The sequence below is a fragment of the Roseixanthobacter finlandensis genome, assembly GCF_043195105.2.
Taxonomy (GTDB): domain Bacteria; phylum Pseudomonadota; class Alphaproteobacteria; order Rhizobiales; family Xanthobacteraceae; genus NCEH01.
Genome location: NZ_CM195536.1, coordinates 3,386,618 through 3,412,691, shown reverse-complemented (window position 1 = coordinate 3,412,691; position 26,074 = coordinate 3,386,618). Strand labels below are relative to the sequence as shown.

General features: G+C 65.3%; 16 protein-coding genes. 5 read left to right on the top strand and 11 right to left on the bottom strand.

Annotation, left to right across the window (positions count from 1 at the left end; genetic code table 11):
* Positions 1-123: 123 nt before the first annotated feature.
* The 4 genes from V5G24_RS16200 to V5G24_RS16185 all read left to right on the top strand — a co-directional run bounded on the left by V5G24_RS16200 (position 124) and on the right by V5G24_RS16185 (position 2,807).
* Complete coding sequence (locus V5G24_RS16200) at positions 124-1,161, top strand: DUF4434 domain-containing protein (RefSeq protein WP_394081148.1); 1,038 nt, start codon at positions 124-126, stop codon at positions 1,159-1,161.
* A gap of 273 nt (positions 1,162-1,434) precedes the next feature.
* Positions 1,435-1,659, top strand: a complete 225-nt coding sequence (locus V5G24_RS16195; RefSeq protein ID WP_394066062.1) for an alkylphosphonate utilization protein — start codon at positions 1,435-1,437, stop codon at positions 1,657-1,659.
* A gap of 161 nt (positions 1,660-1,820) precedes the next feature.
* Positions 1,821-2,537, top strand: coding sequence for an adenosylcobinamide amidohydrolase (locus V5G24_RS16190; protein ID WP_394081150.1), 717 nt, complete (start codon positions 1,821-1,823; stop codon positions 2,535-2,537).
* A gap of 21 nt (positions 2,538-2,558) precedes the next feature.
* Positions 2,559-2,807 carry a hypothetical protein gene (locus V5G24_RS16185; RefSeq protein WP_394081152.1) on the top strand — a complete coding sequence of 83 codons (249 nt, stop codon included), beginning with the start codon at positions 2,559-2,561 and terminating at the stop codon, positions 2,805-2,807.
* An 11-nt stretch (positions 2,808-2,818) separates the two neighbouring features.
* Here the strand turns inward: V5G24_RS16185 and V5G24_RS16180 are convergent, their stop codons facing one another.
* From V5G24_RS16180 to V5G24_RS16165, 4 genes are all read right to left on the bottom strand, one after another.
* Entirely contained in the window at positions 2,819-3,865 is a 1,047-nt protein-coding gene (locus tag V5G24_RS16180) for a two-component system response regulator (protein ID WP_394081154.1), read from the bottom strand.
* Positions 3,862-4,365 carry a chemotaxis protein CheB gene (locus V5G24_RS16175; RefSeq protein ID WP_509292247.1) on the bottom strand — a complete coding sequence of 168 codons (504 nt, stop codon included), beginning with the start codon at positions 4,363-4,365 and terminating at the stop codon, positions 3,862-3,864. The genes V5G24_RS16180 and V5G24_RS16175 overlap by 4 nt, the downstream gene beginning before the upstream one ends.
* A gap of 65 nt (positions 4,366-4,430) precedes the next feature.
* Positions 4,431-5,285 carry a CheR family methyltransferase gene (locus V5G24_RS16170; RefSeq protein ID WP_509292246.1) on the bottom strand — a complete coding sequence of 285 codons (855 nt, stop codon included), beginning with the start codon at positions 5,283-5,285 and terminating at the stop codon, positions 4,431-4,433.
* A complete protein-coding gene (locus V5G24_RS16165) occupies positions 5,267-8,887 on the bottom strand; it encodes a response regulator (RefSeq protein ID WP_394081160.1) in 3,621 nt (1,206 codons plus the stop codon). Before V5G24_RS16165 ends, V5G24_RS16170 begins: the two co-directional genes overlap by 19 nt.
* 206 nt (positions 8,888-9,093) lie before the next feature.
* Between V5G24_RS16165 and V5G24_RS16160 the strand changes: the two genes are divergently transcribed.
* On the top strand, positions 9,094-9,474 hold the full coding sequence (locus tag V5G24_RS16160) for a DUF6481 family protein (protein WP_394081162.1): 381 nt from the start codon (positions 9,094-9,096) through the stop codon (positions 9,472-9,474).
* Between the two features lie 160 nt (positions 9,475-9,634).
* Here the strand turns inward: V5G24_RS16160 and V5G24_RS16155 are convergent, their stop codons facing one another.
* The 7 genes from V5G24_RS16155 to V5G24_RS16125 form a co-directional block, all read right to left on the bottom strand.
* On the bottom strand, positions 9,635-9,937 hold the full coding sequence (locus V5G24_RS16155; protein ID WP_394081164.1) for a hypothetical protein: 303 nt from the start codon (positions 9,935-9,937) through the stop codon (positions 9,635-9,637).
* Between the two features lie 108 nt (positions 9,938-10,045).
* Positions 10,046-12,829, bottom strand: a complete 2,784-nt coding sequence (gene treY / locus V5G24_RS16150) for a malto-oligosyltrehalose synthase (protein WP_394081166.1) — start codon at positions 12,827-12,829, stop codon at positions 10,046-10,048.
* A complete protein-coding gene (gene malQ / locus V5G24_RS16145) occupies positions 12,826-14,892 on the bottom strand; it encodes a 4-alpha-glucanotransferase (protein ID WP_394081168.1) in 2,067 nt (688 codons plus the stop codon). Before malQ ends, treY begins: the two co-directional genes overlap by 4 nt.
* Before the next feature lie 59 nt (positions 14,893-14,951).
* Positions 14,952-17,081: a glycogen debranching protein GlgX gene (gene glgX / locus V5G24_RS16140; RefSeq protein WP_394081170.1), complete on the bottom strand. Its 2,130-nt coding sequence runs from the start codon at positions 17,079-17,081 to the stop codon at positions 14,952-14,954.
* The gene (glgB, locus tag V5G24_RS16135) at positions 17,078-19,318 is read right to left on the bottom strand and encodes a 1,4-alpha-glucan branching protein GlgB (protein ID WP_394081172.1); all 2,241 of its coding nucleotides are present in this window, start codon (positions 19,316-19,318) and stop codon (positions 17,078-17,080) included. The genes glgX and glgB overlap by 4 nt, the downstream gene beginning before the upstream one ends.
* Positions 19,319-19,350: 32 nt before the next feature.
* The gene (treS, locus tag V5G24_RS16130) at positions 19,351-22,662 is read right to left on the bottom strand and encodes a maltose alpha-D-glucosyltransferase (protein ID WP_394081174.1); all 3,312 of its coding nucleotides are present in this window, start codon (positions 22,660-22,662) and stop codon (positions 19,351-19,353) included.
* Complete coding sequence (locus V5G24_RS16125; RefSeq protein ID WP_509292325.1) at positions 22,663-25,947, bottom strand: maltotransferase domain-containing protein; 3,285 nt, start codon at positions 25,945-25,947, stop codon at positions 22,663-22,665.
* Between the last annotated feature and the right edge of the window lie 127 nt (positions 25,948-26,074).

The following is a 26,074-nucleotide window of genomic DNA, read 5'->3' as shown; positions in this document are numbered from 1 at the left end:
GATCGGGTGGGAATGCCGTGTCAGATGCGTCGCATCCCGCTACAAGGAAGCGACGCTCGCACTCACATTTCGGCTGGAAACGATGGTTACCGCTCCAGCCCCGAAACGCAGAACGCAATTCGCATGAAAAAGACTACTCAATTCTTTACGCGCCGCACTGCGTTATATGTGTTGCTCGGTGGAGCGGCGATCCCGCTGGTGTCGTCGGCCCTGATTCCGGGGCCGGCCCCGACCCGTCTTGATGGCAGTTTCCTGCAAATCTGGAAAGACGATCTCAAGCTCTCCCAAACCCAATGGGCTGAAAAAGTCGCTACACTGCGTGCACTACAATGCCATGACGTGGTCCTGCAATGGACAAGCTTCGGTGATGAATACCGGATGTCGGATGAAAGCGTTCTCGCTTTCATGGATCTCGCCTATGCGGCAGGCTTACGCGTGACCGTAGGGCTACCTTACGATCATCGCTATTGGAAAGTGCTGATGGGCCAAGAGCAGATCGGCTTGGCGCCGTTCATGTCTGAAATGGCGGAGGCGGGCGCGAGATTTATTTCAAATACGCCGTATTCGTCTCATCCGGCTTTTGCCGGATGGTATGTGCCTTATGAGATAGATCAATACAGCTGGAGAAAAGCGGAAGATCGCACACATCTGAAAAACTATCTTTTACGCTTGCGCGACACCCTCGGTACGAAGGGGGCGCCGCTCTCCATCTCGACATTCTTCAGCCAGCTGGAGGGAGCGGGCTACCTTACGGATGTGTGGTCCGACGTGCTGGACGCCGGCGCGATCCGGCTGATGGTGCAGGACGGGGTGGGTGTGTATGGCATGGTCAATTACGAGCGCCTCGCCCCTTTGTTCGCATTGCTGAAGCAGCGCAATGCCACATTCGATCTGGTGCTGGAGGTCTTTACCCAATTGCCGGGCGCCACTGCGGAGGATCTGCGCCTCGTGCCGGCGCAATTCGAGCGGGTGCAGGCGCAACTGGAGGCAGCCGCGCGGGTCGCCCCGGCGCGGATCCTCGCCTTCGCAGTCTATCCATATATGGCGGGCGCTGACCCGAAGGCCCAGGCGCTCGGAGCGGCTTACGATCGTGCCGTGCTGGGCCCATCTCACGCGATGAGTTTTGCCGGTCGCGCGCTCGACAAATTAAGGGATATTTAATACTTTAAGAGATACACGGATGCAGCACATTTTGTTGCCAGTTGAAAGTATCTGCATTAGCCGGCTCTGAAGAGCGTTTGGTCGCTGTCTGCTGCGCGCAAAGTGCTCGTTCCTACAGGGTGTGCCGACGACGGTCCGGTATCGGGTGCCCTGCGACGCTTTCCCTCGCGTGCCGCGCCGCCATCCCCCTTGCACCGGCCCAAGAATTGGAAGAGACCGCTCGCGGGCGGTATTCGCGCGTGCTTCTGCGCGCGGCGCCCGCGAGGATGCGGCATGAGCGATGAACTGGTGGTCAAGGACAGCAATGGTGCGCGCCTGAAGGATGGCGACAGCGTTCATGTCATCAAGGACCTAAAAGTGAAGGGCTCGTCCTCTGTGCTGAAGCGCGGCACGCTGATCAAGAACATCCGCCTGACCGACAATGCCGAGGAGATCGAGTGCCACGCGGAGAAAATCAAGGATCTGGTGCTGAAAACCTGCTTTCTGAAGAAAGCGTGAGGCGCGCTGCGTCCACGCTCTTCCGCTACGGCCGGCTTGTGCTTAGAGTTCCTGCATGATTCTGCATAACTTCGCCGCCCGGCATTGGATTCTCGTCGCGATCATCCTGATCGTCTGTGTCATGGCTTATCTGATGAGCTTCGCTTGAGGTCGCGCGCCGCATGAGCGTGCCGGCCGCCTGCGCTTCCGGCGATGCCGATGGAACGCGCCCGTTCACGATCGCCTGTGCGCGGCCCTGGCTGGTGGCGCACTTCGCCGGGCCGCGGCGCATGGTGAGCTGGTCGCTCAACCGGCCGGGCATCGTGGATGCGCAAAAGGTGGTCTGGCTGGAAGTGCACAACGCCGATCTGACGCCCAATCTCGATCCCGCGCGCTGGTTTGCCGATCGCCTGGCGGAGGCGGGGCATGAGGATGCTGTGGGCATGATGACGGCGCGCAACGTCGCCTTCCACCATCACGCCAGCGCCAGCGTGGAGGGGGTGCGGGCCGAATGCCTCGTCACGCTCGGCCTCAACAATGGCGAGCGCATCGGGCAGCGCGTCACCACACCGTGGGTCGGTCCGGGCACGATCAATATTCTCTGCGATGTCTCGGTGCCGCTGCATGACGCCGCTTTGCTGGAAGCGGCGAGCCTCGTCACGCAGGCTCGCACGGTCGCGATAATTGGTGCAGGATACCGGCGGGCGGGGATGCGTGAGGCCGTGACCGGGACGGGGACGGACTGCGTGGTTCTCAGTTCGCCGCCGGGACACTCTTCCGAACGGTTCGCGGGTATGCACACTGCCGTGGGCGAAGCAGTGGGCGCGGCGATTCTCCGCGCCACGGACGCCGCCCTGAACCAATGGCTCGTCCAGAACAGCGTAACCACGGACGCTTGAAGCGATCATGGGAGTTTTGAAATGACGGCAGCAATGAAGGGCAGCTTGTCCCGCGCGCAGGCCGAGAAGACGTTTGAGAAGTTGCAGGGCCGCACCGGTGAGCCGGAAGCCGCCGCCGCGCCCGAATATGAGAAGGACGCCGACGCCGCCCGCGCCAAGATGGCCAAGCTGAAGGCGCTGCGGGAAGCGCGCGAGGCCGCCGAGGCGACACAGCGCAGCGCCATCCGCGAAAAGGCGCGTCGCACCGTGCGCACCAAAGAGCAGGCCTGAGCCCAGACGGCCTATTTGGGCGGCGGCGCGTTGGTGTCCCGCGGCAAGTCGAGAAGGGTGGTATGGGCCATGGCGACGCCGCGCTTCCCTGCCAGCTTGACCTGGTACATGGCCCGATCCGCCGAGCGCATCAGATCAATGCCGGTCATGCTGTGGTCCGGGTAAAGTGCGACGCCGATGCTCGCGCTCACCTCCACCGTCACCGTTGCCTCCTGGTCGGCCAGGACATATGGCTGCTGGAGCGCCGCGCACAGGCGGTTGGCCTGTGAGAGCGCGACTTCAGCATCGACGATGCCGTCCATGATGACAGCGAATTCATCGCCGCTCAGGCGAGCCGCGATGTCCTCGCGCCGCACGCCGTTGCGCAGCCGGTCGGCGATGGCGCACAGGAGGCGATCGCCCACGCCGTGGCCGTAGCTGTCATTCACCCCCTTGAACCCGTCGATGTCGAGATAGAGCAAGGCGAACTGGGCATGCCGCATGGCGGCCTGGGCGAGCGCGCGGTCCAGACGATCGAGAAACAGGATGCGGTTGCCGAGCCCGGTCAACGCATCGTGGGTTGCCATGTGGCGCACCTGCTTCTCGACCCGGCGGCGTTCGTCGATCTCGTCTTCCAGCTGGCGGTTGCGTTCGGCAAGTTCGCTCAACGCCGCCTTGAGCTTCAGCTTGCTGACGTGGAGGTCGAGGAACACCGTGACCTTCGACAACAGGATGGCATCGTTGATCGGCTTGGCGATGTAATCGACCGCGCCGAACGTGTAGCCCTTCAGGCGGTTGATATCGTCGAGATAGGTCGCGGTGACGAACACCACCGGAATGTCGCAGGTGGTGGGATCGTTGCTGAGATGGGACGCCACTTCGAAGCCGTCCATGTCCGGCATCTGGACGTCCAGCAGGATCAGGGCGAACGTATGCTCCAGACACAGGGCGAGGGCTTCATTGCCGGAATGCGCCTCGAAAATATCCGCCCGCACCGAATAGAGCAGATGGCGCATGGCCACGAGATTGGCTGTCACGTCATCGACGACGAGGATTTTCGGGCGGGCGATATCTGTCATGTCCGGCACATTCGGTTGAGCGCCGCGACGAGTTCGGGCAGCGGGGCACACAGGTCCGCGCCAGCCATGTCGAGGGCGGCTTGCGGCATGATGGGAACAGCGGCGTCGGCGGGATCCTGGATGAGGGCGGTGCCGCCGGCTTCCCGGATGCGCTTCATCCCGGCCGCGCCGTCGGCATTGGCCCCCGTGAGCAGCACGCCTACGAGGTTGGCTCCATAAGCGTCGGCCGCGCTTTCGAACAGGACATCGATCGAGGGACGGGAAAAGGAGATGCGCTTATCCACAGACAGGGAGAAGCGGCGATCCCGTTCAATCAGCAGATGGTAGCCCGGTGGCGCGACATAGGCATGCCCCGGCTCGATGCGGGTGCGTTCGCGTGCGGTGGTGACCGGCCATTTGCTAGATCGGTCCAGCAAGGGCGACATCAGATCCTCCGTGTCGGCCCTCACATGAACCACCAGAATGACGGCGACGTGAATATCGGCGTGCAGGCCCGCCATGATCGTCTGGAGGGCGGCGGGACCGCCTGCTGAAGCGCCGATCACAATGGCCTCCATCGCTCCTCTCAATAGATTGGCTTCAAGCGATACAGCTGCGTCGCAGCGTTGACAATTTGGAAGCGTTGGCGCTCGGGCGAGAATTCGAGATTTTCCCGCGCGCCGAGACACAGAAAGCCGGTGCGCACGAGGCTGTCCGCAAACATGCCAATCGCCCGATTTTGGAGCGGATTGGTGAAATAGATCAAAACATTACGGCAAAGAATCAGATGCGCTTCGCAAAATACGCCGTCCGTGACGAGGTTGTGCTCTGCGAAAGTAATATTCCGCATAAGTTGTGTATCAATTTTTGAAAATTCATAGCGCGAGTGATAATAGTCCGACAGACTGTGCGTTCCGCCAGCATTTCTATACCTCTCGGCGGAATCGCGCAGGTCGCGGGCGGGGAAGATACCTGCCGCGGCGCGGCTGAGCGAGTCCGGTGAAATGTCCGTGGCATAGATCCGCGTGCGCTCGTATAGCCCGGCCTCTGTGAGCAGGATGGCGAGGCTGTAGACCTCTTCGCCGCGCGCGCATCCCGCTTGCCAGATGTTGACCTGGGGATAGGAGACCAGGGCCGGGAACACGTCGCGACGCAGACAGGCAAAGCTTGCCGGATCCCGAAAGAATTCCGATACCGGCACCGACAGGCCGGAGATCACCTCCGGCAGGCGAGCCGCGTCATGCAGCAACGTGTCGGTCAGCTGGCCAATGGTGCCGGTGCCGAAGGTCGTGACCAGATTGCGGATGCGCCGCGTCAGGGATGCCCGATTATATTGGCGGAAATCATAGCCATACCGTCGACGCAACGCCTCGACGAACAGATCGACCTCGATCGCCTCGATGTCCTCGGCGCCTTCCCCGGTCATGACCGTGCCAGCCACACGCGGATCATCGACAGCAGCTTCGGCACGTCGATGGGTTTGGAAAGATAATCGCTGGCGCCGGCGGCGATGCATTTTTCCCGGTCGCCGGTCATCGCCTTGGCGGTGAGGGCGATGATGGGCAGCTTGGCGAAGGCCGGGTTCTTGCGGATTTCGCCCATGGCCTCATAGCCGTCCATCACCGGCATCATGATGTCCATCAGCACGATTTCCGTATCCGGATGGTCGGCGAGCTGCGCCAGCGCCTTGGTGCCGTCCGAGGCGAGAATGACGTTGATCCCCTTACCGCGCAGCACCTTGGAGAGCGCGAAGATGTTGCGCATGTCGTCGTCCACCAGCAGCAGCCTGCGGCCGGCAAGATCGCCGTCGGGCTCGGCGGGGATGGCGTCCGGCGCATGGCGGACGCTGTGCAGGAACAGGCTCACTTCATCCAGGAGCCGCTCGGGAGAGCGGGCGCCCTTGATGACGATGCTGTCGGTATAGGCCCGCAGCCGCAAGCTCTCCTCCGGCGTCAGGTCACGCGCGGAATAGATTACCACCGGCACGATGCTACCGCGCGCGGCCAGCTCTTCCACGAATTGGAAGCCGGACATGCCCGGCAGGCCGAGGTCGAGCACGATGCAATCCACATCGTGCTGGCCCAGGAACGCCAGCGCGTCCTCGGCGGATTCGGCCTCGTGGACCTCGATGCTGGCGCTCGCGACCAGCTTGCGCACCGAAAAGCGCGCGGTCGGATCGTCGTCTACCACCAGGACCTGGCGCCGCCGGTCGGCGGCGAAATGCATCAGCCGCTCCAAGGCGCCGTTCAGGTCCGCCTGGCCGACCGGCTTGGTGAGGAAGCCGACGGCGCCGGCCTCGCGCGCTCGCGGCGCCTCTTCCAGCGCCGAAACGAAGTGGACCGGGATATGGCGGGTTGCGGGGTCCTTTTTCAGCGCCTCGATCACCTGCCAGCCATCCATACCGGGGAGCATGACATCCAGCAGGATACCGGTGGGATTGTAGGTGCGCGCGAAGGCGAGTCCGGTTTCGCCGTCGCCGGCGGCAACCACCCGATAGCCCTTGCGCCGCACGATTCCCATGAGCGAGCGGCAGAAGGCGGCATCGTCCTCGACGATGAGTACAACCTTGTCGCCGGATGCGATCACATTGCGGTCGTCCGCAAGGAACGGCTGGGTGCGCGCAATATAAGCGGGGCGCTCGGGCGTGCCGGCGATCGGGGGAGCGGCCGGAGCCGCGACGCTCGACCTCGGGGAACTGGCTTCGCGTGCGGCGGCGGCCTGTCCTTCCGCATCGGCGGCCACGGGCAGGATCAGGCGGAAGGTGCTGCCGGCGCCCTCCGTGCTGCGCACCGTCACATCGCCGCCCAGCAGCACCGCCAGCCGGCGAGAGATGGCAAGGCCGAGGCCGGTGCCGCCATATTGCCGGCGGGTGCTGGCATCCACCTGTTCGAACGCCTCGAAAATGGCGTCGAGCTTGTGCGGCGGGATGCCGATGCCGGAATCGGTGACCTCGATTGCCAAGCCGCCGCCCGCCAGGTCCGCGCAGGCGGTGAATGCCACCGTGACGCTGCCGCTGGCGGTGAATTTGAAGGCGTTGCCCAGCAGATTGTTGGTGATCTGTTCCAGCTTGCCGTCGTCGGTGACAATGACGGGGGGCACGTCCGGCGCCACGTCGATGGTGAAGGCAAGCCCTTTCTCGTCCGCCATGTGACGGAAATTGCGCTCCATGCGGCGCGCAAAATCGGCCACCCGCAGCGGCTCGCGCACCAGCTCCATCTTGCCGGCTTCGACCTTGGACAGGTCGAGAATCTCATTGATGAGCCGCAGCAGGTTGGCGCCGCTGTCGTGAATGATGGACACCGCCTCGATCTGGTCCTCGTCCAGATTGCCGCCGCGGTTTTCCGCCAGATCTTGGGCGAGGATCAGCAGGGAGTTCAGCGGCGTGCGCAGCTCGTGCGACATGTTGGCGAGGAATTGCGACTTGTATTGATTGGCGCGCGAAAGATCGTCCGCCTTGGTCTGGGTTTCCGCCTGGAGCTCGGCGAGGTGGGATTTCTGCTTTTCCAGTTCCTCGGCATTGCGCCGCAGAATATCGTTGGCCTGCTGCAATTCCTGCGCCTGGACCCGCAATTCCTCCTCGGAGGCGACGAGGCGCTGGGACTGGGCGTGAATCTGCTCGTTGGTGGTGCGCAATTCTTCCTGCTGGCTGCGCAATTCCTCTTCGGCGGCGCGCAGTTCCGCGGTCTGTTCCTGGGTCTGCTTCAGCAGGGCGAGGGTGCGGCGGGCGCGCACCAGATTGTCGAAGCTGATGGCCGCGAGCGGCGCCAATTCCTCCACGAGGGCGAGACGACGGCCTTCCAACGGCTCGAAGCTGGCGAGTTCCAGCACGCCCAGTAACTGGTCCTTTGAGACGATGGGCAGAACAATGACTGCACGCGGCGAAGCCTCGCCCGTACCGGAGTGGATGCGGACATAATCCTCTGGCACCGGGCTCAGGATGATGGTGCTGCGCTCCAGCGCGCACTGGCCCACCAGCCCCTCGCCGAGCCGATATTCCGGACTGACATGGCGGCGATCCTTATAGCCATAGCTGCCGCGTAATCTGAGCAGGCCGTTGTCCGGATCGAAGCTGTAGAATACCCCGACGCCGGCGCCGACAAGGCCCGACACCGCGCTGACCAAGGTCTGCGCGAACTCCTGCGACTCTTTTGCCTCCTGGAGCTTGCGCGAAAGGCCGGCGAGTTCCGTCTTGACCCAATTGTTATCGTAGGTCTCGATTGCCATCGCCTTGAAGACTTGAAGGGCGCGGCTGATGGTGCCTACCTCGTCGCGCCGGTCGAGATACGTGACGACGATCGAATGATCATGGGCCGCGAGACGTTCCATGAGCAGCGCCACCTGCCGCAGGGGCGTCGACAGCAGGCGGGACATCATGAAGATCGCCCCCGCCGCCGTGCAACACGCTGCGAGAAGTGCAGACAGATTGATGACCCCGAGCAGCCGCTCGCCACTCTCAAGGTTGTCCTGCGCCGCTTCCAGGCGTGCGGAGGAGGTCGCCAGCATCTGGTCTAGGCCGGCCGCGATGGCTCGGCTGCCGACATCGGTGACTTCGGTCGACAGGAAGCTCCCGAGCGCGCTGTTCAGTTCCGCGCCGGGAAGGGAGGAGCCGAGGGAGCGTGACACAATCGCCACCACGGGGCCCGCGACCTGCTCTTTCCAGGAGGTATTGAGGAGATGCACGCGCTCGAACTGGCCGACAAGGATCGGGTCCTTGCCCGCCAGCTTCCTCACCTGTTGCAGCTGTTCGGAGAAGGCTTCGTCGGTGGTATGGTAATGTTTGAGATTGAGCTCGGTGGGTGAAAAGGCAGCGCGCATCAATGCGATCTGGCGGCGATTGATGGCCCGGGCGCTGGCGTTGACCTCCTTGATGAACGCGTTCAGCTGTTCAGCGCTGGCCCGCTGCTCGTCGATCCGCCACACCGTCATGCGGGTGACGCCGAGCGAAACCAGGAAACACGCCAGCAGCAGGGCGATGATGCCTACGATTTTACTTTGGACGGACAGATTTTGCAGCCATCCGCTTTTTGACTGTGCCCCCGCCATGGGCTCCCCCTGCGCACCATCCCAATGGTGAAATACATAGAGCCAATTGATGAATTTTCATATTCGGACGTCGGGCCTCGGACCCCTGCCGGTGCCCATTTCAAGCGTTTCGCGGATAAATTGGCGCGCCGGCTCCGCGTCGTGCTGCGCGGATGACGATTTGCCTATATGAGGGGGGCGTTGGACCGCAAGACGATGGATGGGACATGAAGGGTGTGAAGAAGGCCGGGTTGAACGATCGGTTGGAAGCGCAGGCGAAGGCGCGCGCGGCGATGCTTGAGAAGTTCAGTGCCCGTGCGAAGGAAGACGACCCCGAAGCGGTGGCGCGGCGCGCCGCCCGCGCGGAGCAGGCGGCGGCCCGTGCGGCCCGCGCTGCGGAGCGCGAGCGTGAGCAGGCGGCCCGCGCGGAGCAGGACGCGCGTGAGAAGGAACAGCGCGAGGCCGAGCGCATTCGCGCCGAAGCGGAAGCCGAAGCGGAAGCCGAGCGCCTGAAGGCGGAAGCGGAAGCTGAGGAAGAGCGGCTGCGGGCCGAACAGAAGGCCGCGCGGGATGCACGCTATGCGGCGCGCAAGGCCAAGAAGCGCTGAGCCGGGAGCGCTGAGCCGGGAGCGCTGAACCAGGAAACGCGCGCCAGAAAAGCGCGCGCTAAGAAGCCACTGCTCCGAGGAAAGCGCAGCTCCGCCGGACGGTGTCCGGGGACATGCAGGCGCGCTCGGGGCTGCGGGACGCAACTCGCGTCCCGTTGCTTCAGCGCTTGGCCGGCGTCGGAGGGCACAGCTCTTCCGGCGCCGCATCATCGGCACCGCGCTTCACATTCTGAGCTGGCGGGTCGCTGGCGGGAAAGCTCTCCTCCAGCGCCTCATCGAGGGCGTCGGATTCCGCCTGGCATTCGGCCTCGGTCTCCGGCGGCGCAGCGGCGGCTTTGGCGCCGGTGATGCCGCGCGGGCCTGCGACAGCGGGTGGATCGCTGGCCGGGAAGCTGTCTTCGAGGGCTTGATCCAGCTTCTTGTCGGTCTGCGGGCCCTGGCCCGCGCCGGTCGGCTTGCCCATGTTCGCCTCCATCGCTTGATACCGCCGCCGGTGTCACTCCGTCGACGACGGAGCACCCCTCGCCGTAGTTACGCTCAAGCACAACGCGTCAGCGGCGATTCTGGTTCCTCAGGGCGCCGTCAGCAACACCGCGACCGGCATGTGCTCCAGGAGGGTCGCGAGCGGCGTGGTCTCCGCGAGCGAGACGGTGCGCCCGGCCGCAAGATCGAAATAGGCGCCCGTAAGCTCAGCTGGCACCAGGAGCCCGGTACCCTTGAGCTTTACGCCGGGAACCAGCGGCTGGTCGGCGGCCGGATCCATCAATCCGGCGCACAGACGGTTTGCCACCACCACCAGCTTGAGTTCGCCATGCTGGCGGGCGAAGGCGATCGCCTGATTGGCCGCCGGCCCGCTCACCTCCAGCGGCAGATAGCTGCCGTGCGCGAACAGGTCCGGATGGGCCGCCCGCGCCTGCAGAAGTGTCGCGATCAGGCTCTGCTTCATCCGCCCGTCGCGCCAGTGGGGCAGGCATTCGGCCGGCGCGCCGAGGTGCGTAAGGGCGGCAGCGTGGACACGATAATCCACGGGCCGGCGATTGTCCGGGTCCACCAGGCTGAAGTCCCAGAACTCCGTGCCTTGATAGAGATCCGGCACGCCGGGAACGGTATATTTGAGCGTGATCTGTGCCAGCGCATTCAGCGCGCCGGCGGGGGCGAGGCGCTGCACGAGCGCGGCGAGGGCCGCCCGTACCGCCTTGCCCCGCCCGTCGCTAAGGGTCAGGCGCAGAAAGCTGTCGCAGCCCGCCTCATAGTCGGTATTGGGAAAAACCCAGTTGGTATGTCGCTTGGCTTCCCTCAACGCCTTGATCTGCCAGGAGGCGACGCGTTCCAGCAGGCCGTGCAGGCGCCCGCCGTCTTCCGGGCCGAGATCCAGCGGCCAGGCGCCGATCAGGGTTTGATAGAGCATTACTTCGTCGGCGGGGGTTGGCGGGGGCAGGGCGCCCAGCGCCTCGCGCAGAGGCTGTGCCGCCGCCAGGAGGTCCGCCAGCGCCACCGACCATTCCTGCGGAATTTCGCTGAGCACCGCGAGCCGCATGCGGCTGTCCTCGCCGCGCTTATGGTCGTGGGTGGCGGTGGCGAGCATGGCGTCGGGAAACTGCGCGCCGCGTGCCTCCGCCAGCGCGTGGAAGGCGCGCACCGGCAAAGCCAGTTGCCCCGGATCGGAGCCGACCTCATTGCGCGAGAGCAGCCGTCCGTAGCGATAGAATACGGTATCCTCCACCGCCTTCGCGGCGATGGGTGCGGTAAGCTGCTGGAATTTCGCGATGGCATAGGCGCGGGTGCCGGCATGCTCCATGTCGCCACCGAGCGCACGCGGCGCTTCCCCGCCGAGCCAGCGGTCCAAAAGATCGAGGACCGGATGGTCGATGGGGGCAAGGCGTCGCCGGGCCTGGGCGAGAGCTTGAGAAAAATAGGTCCAGTCCTGCGCCGAGCGCCCGCTCGCATCGACATAGGTACGATAGACTGGAAAGGCCACCACCAGCTCCCTCAGGGACCGGCGGATGGAGGCAAGGGTGATGTCGCGGGTATCAAGATCCTGCTGCGCCACGTCATGCAGGGCGCGGGCGGCAGTGTTCATCTCGGTGCCGAAGCCTTCGCGCAGGATCTGGCGTCGCGCGGCCTCCATTTGGACGGCATAGGTGCTGGCGTCCTGGGTGGCCTGGCTCCAGATTTTTTCCAGCGCATCGTCGGCGCTGCCGTCGTGGAGCACCGATGACACCTCGTCCATGAAGTCATAGCCGGTGGTCCCGTCCATCTGCCAGGCGGCGGGCATCGTCTCGCCGGCATGGAGGATCTTCTCCACCACCACATAGCCGCCCGCGGGCGTATCCGGCGGCCGTTGGATATCCAGCGTCCCAAGCTTGCGCCGAAGTTGGCGGCAATAGGCGCCGGGATCGGCGATGCCGTCCACATGGTCGATCCGCAGCCCGTCGATGAGCCCGTCGGCGTAGAGCTGGAAGACGAGGGCGTGCACGGTGTCGAACACCTCGCGGCGCTCTACCTTCACGCCCGCGAGGCCGGTGATATCGAAGAAGCGGCGCCAATTGAGCTCGTCGTTCGCCGCGCGCCACCAGGTGAGGCGAAAATTCTGCTTCTCCAGCAGCGCATGCAGCCGCGCCGGCCCGTCTTCGCCGCCTGGATCGAAGGCATCGAGCGCGTCGGCGACGATCTGCGCGCCCTCGCGCGTCAATGCCAGCGCAAGGCGCTCCTTCGCCGCCTGGACGTCGACTTTTGCCGTCGCGGGGTCTTCCAACGTGGCGAGGTCGGTGCCGAGAATGCCGCCGATATCCCGGCTCGCCGCACCAAGCACGTCCCCATAGTGGCGGGGGCACAGGGGGAAGACGTGATCATGGTGGCTAAAATGGAAGGTGCCGCGCGCGGCATCATGGCCGAGGCGGATGGCGCCGGCCTTCAGTGCCTCGCCATAGGGGCGGTCGAGGAAGGGCGCCATGACTTTTCCCGAAAGCCGCGTGTCCGCCGGGGTCCAGTCGATGTCGAAGAACTCGCGATAGCTGCTTTCGCGTCCCCATTCGAGCACGTCGAGCCAGACCGGATTATCGGCCCCGCCGACGCCCATGTGGTTGGGCACGATATCGAGGATCAGCCCCATGCTCCGCGCCCGCAGCGCCGCCACGAGCCGGCGCAGGGCCGCTTCCCCGCCCAGTTCGGGATCGAGCGTGCCGTGGTCGACCGTGTCATAGCCGTGGCGCGAGCCGGGCCGAGAGGTGAGGAGCGGGGAGGAATAGATGTGGCTGATGCCGAGATCGGCGAAATAATCCACCAGCGGGATCGCAGCATCGAGCGGGAATTCGCGATGGAACTGGAGGCGCACGGTGGCGCGCGGCGCGGTCATCCCTTGCTCCTTGCGGTGTCCAGCAGATGAAGCCGCCGCTGTACGGCCGGCTCCTCCAATATGTGAGCCGCCTGGGCAGCGAGGCGCCGGCGCCAGTTGGGATGCTCTTCCACCGTGCCGGGCAGGTTGGGTTGCTCGGGCAAAGCGAGCGCATCTTCCATCGGCACCACCACCAGCGGGCTCGGCGTGCCAGCCAGAAACCGCAAGGCGGCATCCAATACGGCTTCGCTTTGGTCGGGTGGTGGAAGGCCGTCCTCGCCGATGGCGGCCCACAGATGCGCGCGATCCTCGGCGCGGCCACTGCGCTCGGTCTCCTCGGTATTGCCTTCCGCCAATAGGCCGGCGGGGCTGCGCCAATCGATGTCGCGCCCGCTCCACCAGCCGGTCACCGTGGGCAAATCGTGCGTTCCGGTGACGGCGATGGCATCGGGGGAATAGGCGCCGGCCGGCTTGAACTGCGCGCCCTCGCGCTCGAACCACAAGACCCGCATGCCGAGAATGCCGCGCGCGGCGAGGCGTTCGCGGAAGCCTTCGGGCACGGTGCCGAGATCCTCGCCGATGACGATGGCACGGTGGCGGTGGGATTCCAGCGTCACGAGCCGCGCCAGATCGTCGAACGGATAGGTGAGATAGGCGCCGTGCGCGGGGGGCGCGCCATCCGGCACCATCCATAGGCGCGACAGGCCCATGATGTGATCGATGCGCACGCCGCCCGCATGGGCCATCGCTGCGCGGAGCATGTCGAGAAAGCTTGCGAAGCCGCTGGCGGCGAAGGCGCGCGGCGAGAAGGCCGTGAGCCCCCAGGTCTGGCCGACCGAATTCAAAAGGTCCGGCGGCGCACCTATGGAGCAGCCGATGAGCATCTCGTCCTGGCGGCTCCACGCCTGGCTTCCACCCCCATCCGCGCCCACGGCCAGGTCGGAGATGAGGCCGATGCCCATGCCGGCGGAACGGGCGGAATCCTGCGCCTGCGCCAATCCCTTGTCGGCGACCCATTGCAGGAAGGCGTGAAAGCTCACCTCCTGCGGGTGGCGGCGGGCAAAGCCTGCGACGGCGGCGCCGCGCGACTCGCGAAACCCTTCCGGCCAGCCGCGCCAGTTCCATTGCCCGCGCCCCTCGCCGAACTGGCGCTGGTGGAGGGCCTCGAACACCGCATGGTCCGCCAGATTTTGCCCGCCCGCGGCGCGGAACGCCTGGAACGCGGCCATCAACTCCGGCTCGTGCGGCAGGACGGTCTCGAACAGATGGCGCAGCAGCGCGATCTTGGCCGCGCCGGCCTTGTCCCATTGCACCAGATCGGAGGCTTCAAGCGAGGTGCGCAGCGGGCCAAGATCGAGCGCGGCCACCGCCGCATCCACGGCCGGGCCGCCGAAAATCAGCGCCGGGTCGGCATGCAGCGGATTGAGGAACAGGCGGCTTGAGGGAGAGTAAGGGCTGAAATGGGCGGGATCGGCGGCGAATGGCGCATGAACCGGGCTCAGCACCAAGGCCGAGGCGCCGGCATTGGCGGCTTTCACCGACAATTGGGCGAGCGCCGAGAAATCGCCGATGCCGCCATCGCCGTCGCGCCGCAGCGCGTAGAGTTGCACCGCGAGGCCCCAAAGGCGCGGGTCTTCCCGCCCCGTCACATCTGCGAGCGCGAACGCACGAGCCGGCGCCACCGCAAGGGTTGTTTGGGCGTCCCCCAGCTCCAGCCGGTGGTAGCCGGGCATGTCGATCGCCGGAAGGGCAATAGCACCATCCTCCACGTCCGCTTCGCCCTCCACCAGGCCGCCGCCTTCCAGCGTCACCCGATAGCGCATGCGCAGCGCCCCTTTGGCGGCTGGAATGCGGATCGCGCAGCCCGCATCCAATGTCAGGAGGGGCGCAAGGCCATCCACCGTGCCGCCGCGCTGGCGCGCGCGGCTGTCGGCGATGTCGCCGGGCGTATCGGCGGGCAGATCGAGCGCCCGCAGCAGGGCGCGCAGAACCTCATGGGGCACCGCCTGGGGCCGGCCGAAGGCGTCGGTCCAGAACGGCGAGATCCCAGCAAGCCGGGCGAGATCGAGCAGGGCATCGTCCATGAAAAATGGCCTTCAGAAAAAAATGTGCGCGGCAGCTCGCGCGGAATGGGCCGGCAGGCTCATGACTGCGGGTCCAGATGGGCGGCAAGCAGGCGAATGCTGAGCGCGGAAACTAGCGTTTCATCTTCCACCGGGCGCTGCTCGGAGACCAGACCGGCGGCGCTGTCCACCAGCGTGCGCCATGTCACCGCGGGCGCGGGCAGGCGGAACACCACCGGGCGGTCCTGGGCGTTCATCAGCAGCAGAAGCACGTCGAGCCGGCCGGGCGGTACATCGCCCACGACCGTCGCGGGTCCCGCCCGCCGCAGGGCGAGCGTGTGTCCGCCGTCCGCATGCCACGCATCGCCATGCAGTTCGGCGCCGGTCTCGTCGAACCAGCCGATATCCCGAAGGCCCGGCGCGAGTTCCGCCAGCCCATGCAGGAAATGGGGGGCACGCAGGATGGCGAAACGGCGGCGGATCTCGGCGAGGCGCGCAAAGAAGGCGGTGAGCGCCCGGCCGTCGGGCGCGCGAGCGCGCTCCCAATCGATCCAGGACACCTCGTTGTCTTGGCAATAGGCATTATTATTGCCTTTCTGGCTGCGGCCGAACTCGTCGCCGGCCAGCAGCATGGGCGTGCCCTGTGCGAACATCACCGTCGCCAGCATGGCCCGCATCACCCGCGCCCGGGTTTCCAGGATTGCGGGATCGACGGTCGGCCCCTCCACGCCCCAATTGGCGCTGTGGTTGGCGTCGTGTCCGTCCCGCTGGTCCTCGCCATTGGCGGCATTGTGCTTGCGTGCGTAGGACACGAGATCCGCGAGGGTGAAGCCGTCGTGGGAGGCGACGTAATTGATCGAGGCCGAGGGCTTGCGGAAGCGGCGGTCGAAGGTGTCGCCGGAGCCGGAGACGCGTGCCGCGAGATCGCCGCGCCGTCCCGGCTCGCGGCTCCAGAACCGCCGCACGCCGTCCCGGAAGGCATCGTTCCATTCCGCGAAGCCCGGCGGCATGCAGCCGAGCTGGTAGCCGTCCGGCCCGATGTCCCAGGGCTCGGCGATCAGCTTGCAGCGCGCGAGTATCGGATCCTGCCGCACCGCATCGAAGAAGCCGGAGCCGGGATCGAACCCCGTGCCCTCACGCCCCAGGGTGACCCCGAGATCAAAGCGGAAGCCGTCGATGCGGAAGGCGGTGGCCCAATAGCGCAGCGAATCCATCACCATTTGCAGCACGCGTGGATGGCTGAGATTGACCGTGTTTCCGCAGCCGGTGTCGTTGATGTAATAGCGCTCGTCGCCGGGCACGAGACGGTAATAGCTGGCATTGTCGAGGCCGCGGAACGAGAGGGTCGGGCCAAGCTCGTTGCCCTCGCAGGTGTGGTTATACACCACGTCGAGGATCACCTCGATGCCCGCTGCATGCAGGCGGCGGATGGCGGCGCGCATCTCATGCAGCGAGCCGGTGGACAGGAAGCTTGGTTCCGGCGCGAAGAAGGCGAGGGTGGAATAGCCCCAGTAATTGCGTAGCCCCCGTTCCAGCAGAAAGCGGTCCTGAAGGAAGGCGTGGACCGGCATCAGCTCGATCGCGGTAATGCCGAGCCTTTGCAGATGCTCGATAAAGCGCGGATGGGTCAGGGCCGCGAAGGTGCCGCGCTCGTGCGCGCGAATGTCGGTGCGCCCCATGGAAAGGCCGCGCACATGGGCTTCATAGATGACCGTGTCTTCCCACGGCACATTGGGCGCGCGCTCGTCGCCCCAGTCCGTCGCCTCGCCCACGACGACGGCTTTCGGCATGGCGGCCGCACTGTCGCGGCGGTCTAGCGAAAGGTCGGCCCGCCCGCCATGGATGCGATAGCCGAACAGGGCGTCCGACCAGCGCAGGGCACCGGTGATCTGCCGTGCATAGGGATCGAGCAGCAGCTTGGCGGGATTGAAGCGATGCCCCCGTGCGGGATCGAACGGGCCGTGGGCGCGATAGCCGTAGACCAGACCCTCGAAGGCGCCCGGAAGATAGCCGTGCCAGACCTCGTCCGTGCATTCGGGCAGGGTGAAGCGGGCCACCTCGCGCCGGCCGGACGGCTCGAACAGGCACAGTTCCACCTTTTCCGCATTGGCGGAAAACACGGCGAAATTGGTGCCGAGGCCATTCGGCACCGCGCCAAGGGGATAGGGCCGCCCCGCCTCGAGACGATCGGGGAGCGGCGGCAGCGTCATGGCGTTTCCTTCGGCCGCAGGAACAACGCGCCGAGCGGCGGAAGGCTGAGGCTCACCGAAAAGGGCTGGCCGTGGCTCTCGCCGCCCACCGCCTCGACCGCACCGAGATTGCCGATGCCGGAGCCGCCGTATTCGGTGGCATCCGTATTCAGCATCTCCTCCCATGGACCGCCCTGCGGCACGCCGATCCGATACCCGTGGCGCGGGACCGGCGTCATGTTCGCGACCACCAGGACCGGCCCGCCGCTATCGGCGAAGCGGAAGAAGGCGAATACCGAATTATCCACGTCGTCCCCAACGATCCAGGCGAAGCCGTCCGGTGTGGTATCGCGGGCATGCAGGGCAGGCACGGCGCGATAGAGCGCGTTCAGATCGCGCACCAGCTTCTGCACGCCGCGATGGAACGGATCGTCCAGGAGAGACCAGGGCAGCTCCGCATCATGGTTCCACTCGCCCGTCTGGCCAAACTCGCAGCCCATGAACAGAAGCTTCTTGCCGGGATGGCCGAACATGAAGCCGAGATAGGCCCGCAGATTGGCCATGCGCTGCCATGTATCGCCCGGCATGCGGCCGAGCAGGGACCCCTTGCCGTGCACCACTTCGTCATGGGAAATCGGCAGGACGAAGCGCTCCGAGAAGGCATAGACGAGCGCGAACGTCATGTCGTGATGGTGGTAGCGCCGGTGGATCGGCGCATGGCCGATATAGCGCAGGGTGTCGTGCATCCACCCCATGTTCCATTTGAAATCGAAGCCGAGCCCGCCCAGCGCCACGGGCGCGGTGACGCCCGGCCACGCGGTGGATTCCTCGGCCACCATGATGGCGCCGGGCGCCTCGGCGTGCACCGTCTCGTTCAGCCGCCGCAGGAAGGCGACCGCTTCCAGATTCTCCCGTCCGCCATGGATGTTGGGCACCCATTCGCCCGGCTTGCGGGAATAGTCGCGGTACAGCATGGAGGCCACCGCATCGACGCGCAGCCCATCCACATGGAAGTGCCGCAGCCATTCGAGCGCGCTGGCGACGAGGAAGCCGGAGACTTCCGAGCGGCCGAAATTATAGATCAGCGTGTTCCAGTCGTGATGGAACCCCTCGCGCGGATCGGCATGCTCATAGAGCGCGGTACCGTCAAACCGGGCGAGGCCGTGGGCGTCACTCGGAAAATGCGCTGGCACCCAGTCCAGCAGCACGCCGATGCCGGCGGCATGGCAGCGATCCACGAAGCGGGCAAAGGCATGGGGCGGGCCGAAGCGCGCGGTTGGCGCGAACAGCCCCAGGGGCTGGTATCCCCATGAGCCGCCGAAAGGATGCTCCATCACCGGCATCAGCTCGATATGGGAAAAGCCCATGTCGGCCACGTAGGGAATGAGGCGGTCCCCCAGTTCCTCCCAGGTGAAGCTTCCGCCGTCGTCCAGATGGCGCATCCAGGAGCCCGGATGCAGCTCGTAGATGGAGATCGGCGCCTGCGCATCCTGGCGTGCGTGGCGCTGCTCCATCCAGTCGGTGTCGGACCAGTGGAACGGCGCGGGATCGGCGACGATGGAGGCGGTTGCGGGCGCCAGTTCCGCCGCGCGCGCCACCGGATCCGCCTTCAGCGGCAAAAGGTTGCCATCCGCCCCCAGCAGTTCGAACTTGTAGCGCGCCCCGGCGCCGAGACGGGGGATGAAGATCTCCCAGATGCCGGCGGAATGGCGCAGTCGCATGGGATTGCGGCGCCCGTCCCAGCCGTTGAAATCGCCCACCACCGACGCCCGGCGCGCGTTGGGCGCCCAAACCGCAAATCGCACGCCGCTGATGCCATCCACGCTCGCCACATGGGCGCCCAGCACGTCGGAGAGATCGAGGTGGGTGCCTTCGCCCAGCAAATAGAGGTCGAGATCGCCCAGCAAAGGTGGAAAGGCGTAGGGGTCTTCGCTCTCCTGCATGTCGCCGTCGCCCCAGCGGATCCGCAAACGGTAGCGCGGCGCGTCCCCGTCGCGCGAACCATCGGCCGATGCGAGTTTGCCGGAAAACAGCCCGGCGGGATGCACCTGCGAGAGCGTGGCGAGGGGTGCGCCGGTGACCGGGTCCACGGCCTCCACCTCGCGGGCCCCCGGCTGAAAGGTCCGCAGCACGACATCCTGCCCGATCCGATGGGGACCGAGCAAGGCGAAGGGATCACCGTCGCGCCCCTCAACCAATGCCTCAACGGCGGCGGGGTCGAGCGTCAGGTCGGTCTCGATGCGCTCAGCGATGGTCATCGCAGGTCCTCCTGGCTGGCGCGGGAGAATGTTCAATGGGCATCCTCCAGGCTTGGTTCGCGTTCCACTTCGGCCGCACCGGCGAGCCGCACGGCAAGGTCATGCAGGCCGCGCACCGCGAAGCCGATCCAGGCCGGCCGGTTGGCCGCCTCGTACGCCACCTCGTAAGCGGCTTTTTCCAGCAGGAAGAGATCGAGTAGCCGCCGGTCTATGCTCGCGGAGGGCCCACCACCTTCGGTATAACCACCGAGGAAGCTGCGTTCGGCTCGGCTTCGGAAGCGCTCCAGAAGGGCCTGGCGCTCCGCCGCGGTTTCCCATGCGCGGATTTCGCTTGCGGGCGCATCGATGGCGGCGCGCACGTAATCCAGCGAGCGCATGAGGCCCGCCACGTCGCGCCACGGACTGGTCTTGGCGCGACGTTCGGCGATGGTACGCCGGGGCTCGCCCTCGAAATCGATGATATAGGCATCGCCGCCGGACACCAGGATCTGCCCGAGATGGAAATCCCCGTGAATGCGCGTCATCAACGCCCCCACGGAGGTCTGCGCGAGGGCATCCACCGCCCGCAGCAAAGCGGTGCGACTATCGAGAAGGGCGCGCACGCGCGCGTCTGTCTCCGCATCCTCGAACGGGCCGTGCGCGGCCAGGATATCCAGAGCGTGGGAAAGCTCCGCCTCCGCCTGCCTGCCCCATGCGGCGACATCCTCGGCTTCAGCGATGGACGGGGCGAAGGCGGGGTCGTCGCTCGGGCGGGCCAGGACCGCGTGCAGCTCGGCCAGCCTGCGCCCGGTGGCCCGGATGAACGGGGTGAGGCCGTTGATCTGCTCGTCGAACGCCGCGCCCTTTTCTTCGTCGGCCGGGGTCGTGGCACCGAGCGCGCGCCGCAATTGCTCGATCATCCAGGTCCAGCCGTCGCCCTGGTTGCGCACATGGCCCAGCAGCAGCGCGACCACCGCGGGCCGGCTCTCGCCATCGAAGCGCACCACTTCCCCGAGCAGTGGCGCCGTGTTGGCATAATCCTGTTCGGTGAGGTGACGCGCCATCTCGGATTCCGGGTGTATGCCGAACACCGTGCGACGCACCACCTTCAACACCGCCAGATCCTCGATGATGATGGTGGAGTTGGACTGTTCTGCCGCGATGCGCAGCACCGGCGTTTCGGGCGGGATCTCCATCGCGGCGAGCCGCGCGGTCGGCACGAAGCGCAGGTCCCCGCCATCGGGGATGGGCAGGGCGATTTCCTTGCGCAGCGCGGCGATCACCGCGTGGGGCATGACGTCAAGGGTCAGTGCGTCGGTGAGATACCCCACCCGGCGGCCCTGGCGCACCCGTGAGAGGGCGAGCTGGGTGACCAGCGGCGCGGGCTGCTGGTCTTCCCACGCAATGGCGAGCGGCATCATATATTGCTCGGTGCGCCCGCCCACCTCCACATCGATGGCGGCAAGCAGCAGTTCCGAACGGTCGGCGCCGGCCGGAAGCGGCAGGGACCAGGCGATGCGGACCGCGCCAAGCTTCTCATTCTTGGAGGCGAACCAGCGGCGGCGGCCGATATAGGCGGGCAAAGCCTCGCTCTCCAACAGCGCCTTGTGGCGGTCTCGGCCGACCTCCGGCAAGCCCGAGCGGAGCACCAGCGTAACGAATTCAGGCAGTTGCTCGGGCGGCGGTGCGTGCCAACTGGGCTCCGCGACCTCCTTCGAGAGGTAAAAGGCATAAAAGCCGTAAGCTGGCAAAGTGAGCAGATAGGGCAGGCGGCCGACGGGGGGAAAGGGCGTTCCGCCCACCATCTCGACCGGGACGCGATGTTCGAACTCCACAATATCAAGCTCGACCGCCTGCAATGTCTGCGACAAATTCGCCACGCACACTATGGTCTCATCCTGGTATTCACGCAGGTACGCAAGTATTTTTCGGTTTCCAGGATAGAGCAGGCGGAAGGTGCCGCGGCCAAATGCGCTGTGCCGTTTGCGGATTGCCAGCACGCGCCGCGTCCAGTTCAGCAGCGAATGGGGGTCACGCAATTGCGCTTCCACATTCAGCGCATAATAGCCATACAGCGGATCCTGAATTGGCGGCAGGACAAGGCTTTCCGGGTCGGCGCGGGAGAAGCCGCCGTTGCGGTCCGGCGACCATTGCATGGGCGTGCGCACGCCGTCGCGGTCGCCGAGGTGAATATTGTCCCCCATTCCGATTTCGTCACCATAGTAAATGACTGGCGTTCCCGGCATAGTGAACAATAACGCATTCATCAATTCGATGCGTCGGCGGTCGCGCTCAAGCAAGGGCGCAAGACGGCGACGAATTCCCAGATTGATGCGGGCGCGGCGGTCGGCGGCGTATACGCTCCAGAGATAGTCGCGCTCGGAATCCGTCACCATTTCCAGCGTCAGCTCATCGTGGTTGCGCAGGAAAATCGCCCATTGGCAGTTTTCAGGAATCGCCGGCGTTTGCCGTAAGATATCGGTTATCGGGAAGCGGTCCTCCTTGGCAATCGCCATGTACATGCGCGGCATGAGCGGGAAGTGGAAGGCCATATGGCATTCATCTCCCTCCGCTCCGAAATATTGCTGGGTATCTTCCGGCCACATATTAGCTTCGGCGAGCAGCATGCGCCCGGTGTAATTCTCATCGAGGTGGGCGCGGATATTCTTGAGAATGGTGTGGGTCTCGTCCAAATTTTCGTTTGACGTTCCCTCACGCTCGATCAGATAGGGGACGGCATCAAGCCGCAGCCCGTCCACTCCCATGTCCAGCCAGAAGCGCATGACAGAGAGAACCCGCTCCAGGACCTCCGGATTATCGAAGTTCAAATCGGGTTGATGCGAATAAAATCGGTGCCAAAAATATTGACCTGCAACGGGATCGTAAGTCCAATTTGATTTTTCGGTGTCAAGAAAGATGATGCGTGTTCCGGAATATCCGTGGTCATCATCTGCCCATACATAATAATTACGCTCAGGCGATCCTTTCGGTGCGGATCTTGCGGCCTGAAACCAGGGGTGTTGATCGGAAGTATGGTTGATGACCAGTTCCGTGATGACGCGGATACCGCGTGCGTGAGCCGCCTCTATGAAACGGCGGGCATCCTCCATCGTCCCGTAATCGGGTGAAACGCCTTCGTATAGCGAGATATCATAGCCGTCATCGCGTCGTGGAGAGGGATAGAATGGCAGGAGCCATATCGTATCCACGCCGAGATCCGCAATATAATCCAGCTTTGAGAGCAATCCCGGGAAATCTCCGATTCCATCATTGTTGGAATCGAAGAATGATTTTACATGGACTTGATAAATAACAGCATCTTTGTACCAATAAGGATTAGGATTGCCGACGGCCGGTTCGCTCATTCAGGCCTCCCCGGACAGGCGGTAGATCGCAAACGGAAGGGCCGGGTCGAGATGCTGGTGCTGGATCTTGCCGCTCCAGCTAAAAGATTGATCATGAATGAGATTTTCCACATGGAGGGTGGCATGGTCGGGCAGGCCGAGTTCCCACAGCGGAATCTCGAAGTCACACCCCTGGGCCGCGTACGGATCAAGATTCACGAGGATTACCAAAAGGTTGTCACGGTCGGGGGTGAATTTAGCAAACGCCAGCACCTGGTCGTTCCAGGCATTGAGGAACAGCAGGCCGAGATGCGTGCGTAGCGCCGGGTTCTCCCGACGAATGCGGTTGAGAAGGGTGATCTCAGCACCTATGCCGCCCTCTGAACCGTAATTTCGGGCCCGAATCTCATATTTGTCGGAGGACTTGTATTCCTCCTTACCCGGAACCGGGTCAGCCTCGCACAATTCGAAGCCGGAGAACATGCCCCACAGCCCGGAGAGGGTGGCGGCGAGGGCGGCGCGGGCCAGGAAGCCGGGGCGGCCCGAGGTCTGGAGGTAATAGGGATTGATGTCGGGCGTATTGACGAAGAAATGCGGCCGATAAAACTCGCTGACCGGCGGAGCCGTCAGCTCGGTCATGTATTCAATGAGTTCCGCCTTCGTGTTGCGCCAAGTGAAATAGGTATAGGATTGCGAAAAGCCGATCTTCGCCAGCCGGTGCATGATTTTCGGCCGGGTGAAGGCCTCTGCCAGGAACACCGCGTCGGGATGCTGCGCGCGGATGTCGCTGATCAGCCATTCCCAGAAGGGGAAAGGCTTGGTGTGGGGATTGTCCACCCGGAACAGGCGCACCCCCTGGTCAATCCAGTGCAGCACCACGTCGCGCAGGGCCAGCCACAGGTCGGGCACGGCATCCTTCGCGAAGAAGTCCACATTGACGATGTCCTGATATTTCTTCGGCGGATTTTCCGCATATTTGATGCTGCCGTCGGGCCGCCAGTCGAACCAGCCGGGATGCGCGGCGAGCCAGGGATGGTCGGGGGCGCACTGGATGGCGAAATCCAGCGCGATCTCAAGCCCATGGTCCTTCGCGGCTGCCAGCATGCGGCGGAAGTCGGCGGGCGTGCCCAATTGGGGGTGCACCGCATCGTGCCCGCCCTCGTGCGAGCCGATGGCATAGGGGCTTCCGGGATCGTCCGGGCCGGGGGTGAGGGTGTTGTCCCGCCCCTTGCGGTTCTTCTCGCCGATGGGATGGATCGGCGGGAAATAGAGCACGTCGAACCCCATGTCGCGGATGCGGGGCAAATCGGCGATCACGTCGTCGAAGGTGCCGTGGCGGGTCGCATCGCCCGAGGTGGAACGGGGGAAAATTTCATACCAGGCGGCGAAGGCGGCGCGCTCACGCTCGGCATCCACCGGGAACAGGCGCGGATGGCGCACCGCAAACGGCCGCACGTCGCTTTCCGCGAGAATCTCCTGCGTCCGCGGGCTCAAAAGCAGGTCGCGCGCCGCCGTCGCGTCCGCCCGCGCCAGCGCCAAGCCGAGTTCGGCGATGCGGGCGCCGGCCTCCCCGGTGCCGGAGGCGCTGGCCACCAGGGTCCGGCCTTCCTCGATCTCCAGCGCCACGTCGAGCCCCGCATTCACCTTGGCGGAAAAGGCGTGGTGGAAGCTGTCATAGGGGTCGCGCCACGCCTCGATGGTGAAGAGATGACGCCCCAGGCGTTCCAGGGGGAATTCGGCGCGATAGCGATCATTGTCGAGCGGCGCCATGCGCACTTCGCGCCAGCCGGCATCGTCGGCGGGCCGCCAGAGCAAGGCCACCGCGATGGAATCATGCCCGTCGCTCACTACATCCGCCTCGACGGAAATGCGCTCGCCGACCATGCGCCGCACCGGAAAGGCGCCGTCGTCCACGGCGGGGCTCACCGCTTCGATGGCGAGGCGCTGGGCTCGCGCGGCACTGAGGGCGCCCTTGCGGCCATGCTCTTCCAACAGAACGGGCTGGGGCCGCCGGCCGTGCAGGCGCATCACCCCGCCGGGCGGCACGGAAAGGCTGGATGTGGTGTCGAAGACGGTTCCGTCCGGCTCCTCGAACCGGGCGAAGCCGTCGGTGCGCGGCATCAAGGCGGCGCCGCTGGCGTGGCTCTCGCGCTCAAGGCTGGCATTGGCGATCACAAGGTCCGCCACATCCCCGTCCTCGCAGTCCCGGATCAGCACGGCGAGCGGGGCGGCGGGCGGCGAGATCAGCCGCCAGGGGCCGCTTGCGCCACGGACGGCGCGCTGCGCCATGGCGTCATTGGCCACGGCGATGGCGGGCGAAAGATCGAAGGCGGCCGCCTCCCTTAATTGGGTCAGATCGGTGGCAAGCGCACCCGTGGGATCGAGGGGATCGCGCGCGCCGAATTCAAAGCCAGCCGGCACCAGCAGCCCGTCGCCCAGAGCGGCCGCGAGCGCGAGCGCCCGCCGATGGGCGCGGGAGGGATCGCCAACATCCGGCCTGGGCGCCAGTCGCGCGGCGAAGGGCGCCTCGGGAAATGCGATGACAGGCCCGAGCCGGTTCAGCAGCGCCATTTCTTGCGCGATCCAGGGCTTGCGGACATCCCACCATGCGAGCGAGGAAAAGCCGCCGTTGAAGCCGGCCGGCAGCAAGGCTTCGATTTGCGCATGTGTGAGGCCCGGCGTCCAGGCGAGAAACCGGACTGCGGCGTCGGCTTCCCGCCCGGCGGTGATGATTTTTCCCCACACCTCGGTTGGCACCCTCTGTGGGGCATCGCAGCGAAAGCCGGCGACGCCGCAATCCACCAAGGCGCCGACCAGATCGGCGAAATAGGCCGCGACCGCGCCAGCGACCCCTGCATCGGTGAAATTCACCTGCGCCCCTTCGCGCGTCGGCGGGCGGCGGGGATCGGGAACCGTCGGTTCGGCATCCCGGGGCAGGAACCATGAGGGTTCCATGGCCGGCAGCAGGCCGTCCGGCGCCATGCGGTCCACCACCAGGTCCAGGAACAGGTCGAGCCCCTGCTGGCGCGCCTCATCGGCCAATGCCGCGACGGCGTCGAGCGCATCGCCGGGCCGGTCGAAGCGCGCATTCAGCCGGTCGTGATCGGCGCTGAGGAACACGTTTTTGTCGCGGCCGGTGGCGAAGGGGGGGGCGAGCAGGATGGCGTCAAACCCGAGGGCGCCCGCATGCACGCAGGCCCGGGCAAAGGCCGGCTGCGGCATCGGATCGAGAAAATACAGCCGGGGCGCCCGGCGGCCCGAAACGGAACTTTGATGGCTGGCGCGCGGTTCGGAGAGGATCAGCATGGGCTCGTCACTGCGGCGGGAGAAGGCGAACGGCTCTCGTCCGGCGAACGGCCGGCTGAGCCCGTCAGGGAGGCAACGCGCCAAAGCGGCGGCGGTTCCCCTTCTTTCGCAGGCCATTGGGGCGAAG

What these genes read in the sequence shown, in the direction of transcription:
- V5G24_RS16180 (WP_394081154.1), bottom strand. Translation starts at nt 3,865, where the DNA reads ATGACAGATATCGCCCGCCCGAAAATCCTCGTCGTCGATGACGTGACA.
- glgB (WP_394081172.1), bottom strand. Translation starts at nt 19,318, where the DNA reads ATGACCATCGCTGAGCGCATCGAGACCGACCTGACGCTCGACCCCGCC.
- treS (WP_394081174.1), bottom strand. Translation starts at nt 22,662, where the DNA reads ATGAGCGAACCGGCCGTCGGCAATCCTAATCCTTATTGGTACAAAGAT.
- V5G24_RS16195 (WP_394066062.1), top strand. Translation starts at nt 1,435, where the DNA reads ATGAGCGATGAACTGGTGGTCAAGGACAGCAATGGTGCGCGCCTGAAG.
- V5G24_RS16200 (WP_394081148.1), top strand. Translation starts at nt 124, where the DNA reads ATGAAAAAGACTACTCAATTCTTTACGCGCCGCACTGCGTTATATGTG.
- V5G24_RS16175 (WP_509292247.1), bottom strand. Translation starts at nt 4,365, where the DNA reads ATGGCGGGCCTGCACGCCGATATTCACGTCGCCGTCATTCTGGTGGTT.
- treY (WP_394081166.1), bottom strand. Translation starts at nt 12,829, where the DNA reads ATGACCGCGCCGCGCGCCACCGTGCGCCTCCAGTTCCATCGCGAATTC.
- V5G24_RS16125 (WP_509292325.1), bottom strand. Translation starts at nt 25,947, where the DNA reads ATGCTGATCCTCTCCGAACCGCGCGCCAGCCATCAAAGTTCCGTTTCG.
- V5G24_RS16190 (WP_394081150.1), top strand. Translation starts at nt 1,821, where the DNA reads ATGAGCGTGCCGGCCGCCTGCGCTTCCGGCGATGCCGATGGAACGCGC.
- malQ (WP_394081168.1), bottom strand. Translation starts at nt 14,892, where the DNA reads ATGGACGATGCCCTGCTCGATCTCGCCCGGCTTGCTGGGATCTCGCCG.
- glgX (WP_394081170.1), bottom strand. Translation starts at nt 17,081, where the DNA reads ATGACGCTGCCGCCGCTCCCCGATCGTCTCGAGGCGGGGCGGCCCTAT.
- V5G24_RS16185 (WP_394081152.1), top strand. Translation starts at nt 2,559, where the DNA reads ATGACGGCAGCAATGAAGGGCAGCTTGTCCCGCGCGCAGGCCGAGAAG.
- V5G24_RS16165 (WP_394081160.1), bottom strand. Translation starts at nt 8,887, where the DNA reads ATGGCGGGGGCACAGTCAAAAAGCGGATGGCTGCAAAATCTGTCCGTC.
- V5G24_RS16160 (WP_394081162.1), top strand. Translation starts at nt 9,094, where the DNA reads ATGAAGGGTGTGAAGAAGGCCGGGTTGAACGATCGGTTGGAAGCGCAG.
- V5G24_RS16155 (WP_394081164.1), bottom strand. Translation starts at nt 9,937, where the DNA reads ATGGGCAAGCCGACCGGCGCGGGCCAGGGCCCGCAGACCGACAAGAAG.